Annotated in this window: 5 protein-coding genes; all 5 read right to left on the bottom strand. The window is 65.0% G+C overall.

Features of this window, described 5'->3' with window-relative positions; all coding sequences use genetic code 11:
* Window positions 1-84: 84 nt before the first annotated feature.
* Entirely contained in the window at window positions 85-837 is a 753-nt protein-coding gene (locus tag G510_RS16925) for an IS3 family transposase (RefSeq protein ID WP_157560657.1), read from the bottom strand.
* 5 nt (window positions 838-842) lie between these two features.
* Window positions 843-1,154, bottom strand: coding sequence for a transposase (locus tag G510_RS0112840; RefSeq protein ID WP_029153940.1), 312 nt, complete (start codon window positions 1,152-1,154; stop codon window positions 843-845).
* A gap of 75 nt (window positions 1,155-1,229) precedes the next feature.
* Complete coding sequence (locus tag G510_RS0112835) at window positions 1,230-2,813, bottom strand: AlbA family DNA-binding domain-containing protein (RefSeq protein ID WP_029153939.1); 1,584 nt, start codon at window positions 2,811-2,813, stop codon at window positions 1,230-1,232.
* A complete protein-coding gene (locus G510_RS0112830) occupies window positions 2,810-3,043 on the bottom strand; it encodes a helix-turn-helix domain-containing protein (RefSeq protein WP_211219201.1) in 234 nt (77 codons plus the stop codon). The genes G510_RS0112835 and G510_RS0112830 overlap by 4 nt, the downstream gene beginning before the upstream one ends.
* Window positions 3,036-5,385 (bottom strand): DEAD/DEAH box helicase family protein (locus G510_RS16920; RefSeq protein ID WP_036323382.1); only part of this gene is annotated, 2,350 nt, incomplete at its 5' end. The genes G510_RS16920 and G510_RS0112830, both read right to left, overlap by 8 nt.

Here is a 5,385-nt window from a genome sequence, read left to right as displayed (position 1 = left end):
TCCGGCGGCAGCCGTACTGCGCGCCCGGCCGGAGGATCGACAGATCAACGCAAAGGCACCCTGCGGGCCAATCATAAACAAGAGTCAGAACGCTCCGGCCAGGACTACCCCATCCTTGCGGGATGCGGCAGAAACAGACTGACAGTCGTAGCTGTCGCCGACTGTTCCTGTCGAGGGCTTCGCGCCGAGTTCGGTGATCCTGTCGGTGTAGACGATCGAGAGGTAGTTCGATCCGTGGTCGGCGTGATGGACGAGCTCATCGAATGACCCGGTCGCGTTGAAGGCGGCCATGTTCAGCGCCTGCAGCGGCAGCACCTCGGCGCGCAGCGTCGACGCGACGTTCCAGCCGACGATCATTCGGGAGAACACGTCGATCACGAACGCGACATACGCGAACCCCGCCCACGTGGCGACATACGTGATGTCCGCCACCCACAACCTGTTCGGCGCGGGAGCGGTGAAGTCCCTGTTCACGAGGTCGGCAGGCGTCGCACTCTCAGGATCCGACTTCGTGGTGAAGACCTTCTTCGATCGCTTCACGCCGGCGACGCCGGCGAGCTTCATCAGCCTCGCGGTCTGGTCGCGGCCGATGTCCCAGCCCTCGCGCCTGAGGAGGGCATGCATCTTCCGCACCCCGTAGACGCCGTAGTTCTCGGCATGCAGCCGCTCGATCTCTGGGACGAGCAGCTCGTCCTTCAACTGCCTCGCGGAGGGCACGCGCGCTTTCGCGGCGCGATACCCGCGGGAGGTGAGGAACCCCGGCACCGCGTCCCGAACGACACGGCAGAGGAGCTCGACCCCGAACTGATTCCGATGCTCATCGATGAAGCGGATCATGCTCGTCAGGGGCGGTCGAGCTCCTTCGCGAAAAACACGCTCGCAGCACGCAGGATCTCGTTCGCCTTCTTCAGCTCGGCGACCTCACGCTGGAGACGCTTGTTCTCCTCGGCGACGTCGGTGGTCACGCCGGGGCGCTGGCCGGTGTCGATCTCGCGGCGGCGATGCCACACGCGCAGGGTCTCGGCGCTCATGCCGAGCAGGCCGGCCACATGCCGCACCGCGGACATCAGGTTCGGGTGATCGCCGCTCGCGCGTGCTTCGTCCAGCATCCGCAGCGCGCGCTCACGCATCTCGGGCGAGTACTTCTGATTCATCGATTCCATCCTTGCTTGAAGAACGGAACAAAACCCAGAGCGATTCACCTCTCTGTCTCCAGCTCTGCGGGCTGGTCAGTATGAATTTTGACGATGTTGCGCAACGAAATCTCGGACAGCCGGCATGTTCTGCGCCCTCGACCAGAAGGTGCTGTACTTGAACGACTCGGACGATGCGAGCCTCAAGACCTCGTCGAGTCCGCGCGCGAAATCACTATCGTCAGCGCTTGGTGCCAGGCTACGGCGCATCGCGGCGTCGGTGGCGATCTGCTTCAGAATCGCGTAGCCGTACTTCTCCTCGACGCTCGCGAAGCTCGGATACATCACCCTGATCGCATCTCCTTCTTCGCTCGCGGCGACAGCGGCGATGCACCACATCACATCGAAGGTCGCCAGATCATTCAGGAGCGGATCGAGCCCACCCTGATCCGAGGACTGCACGACGCCGGCAGCAAGCTCCGGTACATCGTGCGCGAGCTGACGTGCGAGTGCGATGAGCGTTCCGCCACCGGCTGCATGCGTGTCCGGCAGGAGATTGGCCCGCGAGGCGTAGACGATGCCGTGTCGGATCCACGAGGGAAACGTCTCGTTCTCGGTGAGTGACGGGACCATCGCGACCATCCGTACCGCGGCCGGGCTGTTCTCTCTGACAGCAGCAGCGCCGATGAGATAGATGCGCGTCAGCACGTCGATGAAGTGCCGCACCTTGCTGACGTCGCTCGGATTGGAGATCTGTGACGAATAGATATCCGTGAAGCCCGTTGAGTTGTAGGACCTCTCGAGGATCTCCAACGTCAAGGAGAACAACGGGTCATCCGGTGCGGCGACCATCTCGCTGGCGATCAGCGCAAGCTTGTCAAGCACGTGCAACCGACGAGACCGAGCGTCCTCGCCGGGGGTGAACCTGATGTCTCGGCGCGCTGCGCGTAGGAACCTTTCGATCCGCTTCACGTTGCCCGAACCGAGATTGCTGTGCAGAGCCTCAGTGAAACTCGGCATGTCGGCGTCGAGGAGGATGGGAACACCCCCTGCAGTGCCGGACAGGGTGTGTGTGAGAGTGCGGATGAGCTCGTCGACGTGCGCGCGTCCCTCGGCGATCGCGCGGTCGCGGAACGGGCCGAGGAGACGCCTGAGATCGGCTGAGTCGGCGATGACGTTCTTCGTACCCTGCCGGGTGAAGATCACACCCTTCGGGACGATCACCCTGTTGCCGTCGCGCCCCTCCTTGGTGGTCATGTGCGGGACCCCGTCGGACGGGGGAGCGATGTACACGAGTGCATGGTCGCGGTCGTCGATCGTGTGGACCTGCGACGTGATCTCCACGTGCCCGGTGACATACGCCGAGACCTTCTCTGCCAGCATCGCTGAGTCGAAGTGCGCTGGATTGACCGGGGCGCAGTCGTGGGCGGGCTGGCCCTTGTCGTCCGCTCCGAAGACCAGGTACCCACCGCGCGTTGAGTTCGACATCGCGAGCGCGTCCTTCACGAAGTCGAGATTGCTCTTCTTCGAGTTCTTGCCGAGGTCGGTCGTCTTCTTGAAGTCGAGCTCCGGATGCTCGGCGGCGATCTCCAACAGCTCGAGCAGCTTCTCTCGATGGACATGGCGATCGACCACGACGGGGGAGAGCTCGCTCGCTGTAGTGCTGCCTTTCTCGCTCACGACCCCTCCTGATCTCGCACGTCGTTCGTGACTCGCAGCACGAGACCAAGAGCATCCGCGACTTTGGCCAGGGTCGCTGTGCTCACGTCTTCGCCCGCCTCCACGCGCGCCACGGACGGGCGCGAGAGGCCGGCACGTTCAGCGAGCTCATGCTGCGTCAGCCCGGCAGCCAGGCGGGCCGTGCGGACCCGTCCGGCGATCTCGTGCATCGACGCGCTGCTCTCAGGCATCGTCGTCGCCGCTGTTGTGGTGCTGGGCGTGGAGCGTCTCAGCGCTGATCGCCGCGAGCTGGCGGAGGACGTCGGCGTCGGCGAGGGCCTTCTTGATCTCGTCCGAGGCCTGGAACGCCTGGTACATGGCGTAGTCGACGGCGTCGGAGAACTTGGTCGAGCCCTTGAGCTGCTCGACAGTGTTGCTCTTGGCCATCGCGACGGCCTCGTCATCCGCGTCGAGGTAACCCCAGTAGGCCGTGATGAAACCCTCGATGCTCGTCGGGCTCGCGTCGACGCCTTTGGCGCTGAACATCTCGTTGACCTTCTCGATCGCCTCGTCGAGCGGTCCCTTCGGCTTCGCGGTCTCGCCGCGGGGCTCGCTGGCGAAGTCCGGAAGGTCGATGGTCGGGCGCTCGGCCGACGGATCGACGGCGTAGTTCTCGCCGACCTTCTCCGGGACGAGCTTGATGCCGCCGAGCTGCACGCCCTCCATGTAGCTGTCGTCGTAGGCCTCGGGGGAGAGGTGCAGGTTCCGGCTGAGCAGGGTCATGAGCACAGCGCGCAGGCGCAGCTCCTCGTCCTGGTAGTCGACGATCTGGGAGAGGAACTGCCAGGCGTTGCGATAGCTGATCGCGTCGGAGCGGAACTGCTTGAGCTCCTCGTAGCGCTCCTTGTCCTTGGTGAGCCCCGCCTGGCGCAGCTGGGACATCCACGCGTGCTTGATCGGACCCAGCGCACGCTGGATCGCCTCGCCGCCCTGGTTCTCCGTGTAGGCCTCGGCGACCGCGCGCAGCTGAGCATCCGTGTACAGGCCGGCCGCGTCGAGGCGATCGGCGAGCTCGATCAGCGCGTTGGCGTCCACTTCGCCGGCGACGTGCGCGTCGGTGTAGTAGCGGGCGAAGTCCTTCTGGATCTGCTCGGGCGTGTTCATGAAGTCCACGACCATCGGCGCGGACTTTCCGGGATAGATCCGGTTCAGCCGCGACAGCGTCTGCACCGTGGCGATGTCGGTGAGCACCTTGTCGACGTACATCGCCATCAGCCTCGGCTCGTCGAATCCGGTCTGGAACTTGTTGGCGACGATCAGGACCCTCGCCTCGTCCTCCTCGCGGAAGGCGCGCGCCACGTCGCTGCGCTCGTTCATGCCGACCTCGGTGACCTCCTGGCCGGCCTCGTTGCGCACGGTGCCGGAGAAGGCGACCAGGGTCTCGAGCCCCTGGTACCCGCGATCGGCGATGTAGGCGTTCATCTTCTCCGACCACATCACGGCGTCCTTGCGGCCGGAGGTGACCACCATGGCGCGAGCCTGCCCGTCGAGCATATGGGCGACGTTGCGCCGGAAGTGCTCGACGACGACCTGCACCTTCTGCGCGATCGCCGTGGGATGGAGTCGGGTGAAGCGCACGATGTCCTTGACCGCGCGGCCCGTCTCGACCTCGGTCTCGTCCTCCTCCTCGAGCTCGTTCTTCACGCGGAGGAACATGTCGTAGGTCGAGTAGTTGGTGAGGACGTCGAGGATGAAGCCCTCCTCGATGGCCTGAGCCATCGTGTAGTTGTCGAAGGCCTCCCACCGGTCCTCGCCGTCGACCTTCGTGCCGAACAGCCGCAGCGTCTTGCCCTTCGGCGTCGCGGTGAGCGCGATGAAGGTGATGTTCGCGCTGGCGGCGATCGCCGAGTCGGTGGCCGCCAGCAGGTCGTCGGCGCTGATCTCTTCGTCGTCCAGCTCCACGTCGGCGAGGAGCCCCTTCAGGGCGCGGGCGGACGAACCCGTCTGGGAGGAGTGCGCCTCATCGGCGACGATCGCCCAGTGCCTGCCGCGCAGCGCGTCGGTGTCCTCGATGAGTTTCATGACGTGCGGGAAGGTCTGCAGCGTGCAGGTGATGATGTGCCCGCCGTCCAGCAGGGCGTCCTTGACCTGCGCGGACTTCGCTCCCGAATCCGTGCCGATGTTCACCACGAGCCCCGTCGAGGACTGGACGAGGTTCATGTCCTCGCGCACGTTTTCGTCGAGCACCGTGCGGTCGGTCACGACGATCACCGAGTCGAAGGTCGACGTCGCGTCGGAGCCCATGTGCCGGATCAGCCGATGGCTGAGCCAGGCGATGGTCTTGGTCTTGCCCGACCCTGCCGAATGCCACACGAGATACCGGCCCCCGGGGCCCTGGTTCTCGATGTCAGCGACGACGCGCTCGACGGCCCTCAGCTGGTGGAAGCGCGGGAAGATCAGCCGTCCGTCGTTCTTCTTCCCCGACGTGCTCGGCTCGTAGAGTGCGAAGTCCTTGAGGATGCGCAGGAACATCGGCCGTGCGAGGACCTGACGCCACAGGTAGTCCGTGGCCGATCCGGTCGTCGAGGGCGGG

The organism is Microbacterium gubbeenense DSM 15944 (assembly GCF_000422745.1).
GTDB classification, from domain to species: domain Bacteria; phylum Actinomycetota; class Actinomycetes; order Actinomycetales; family Microbacteriaceae; genus Microbacterium; species Microbacterium gubbeenense.
The sequence above is the reverse complement of the archived record's forward strand: the minus strand, read 5'-3'. Positions and strand labels throughout refer to the sequence as shown.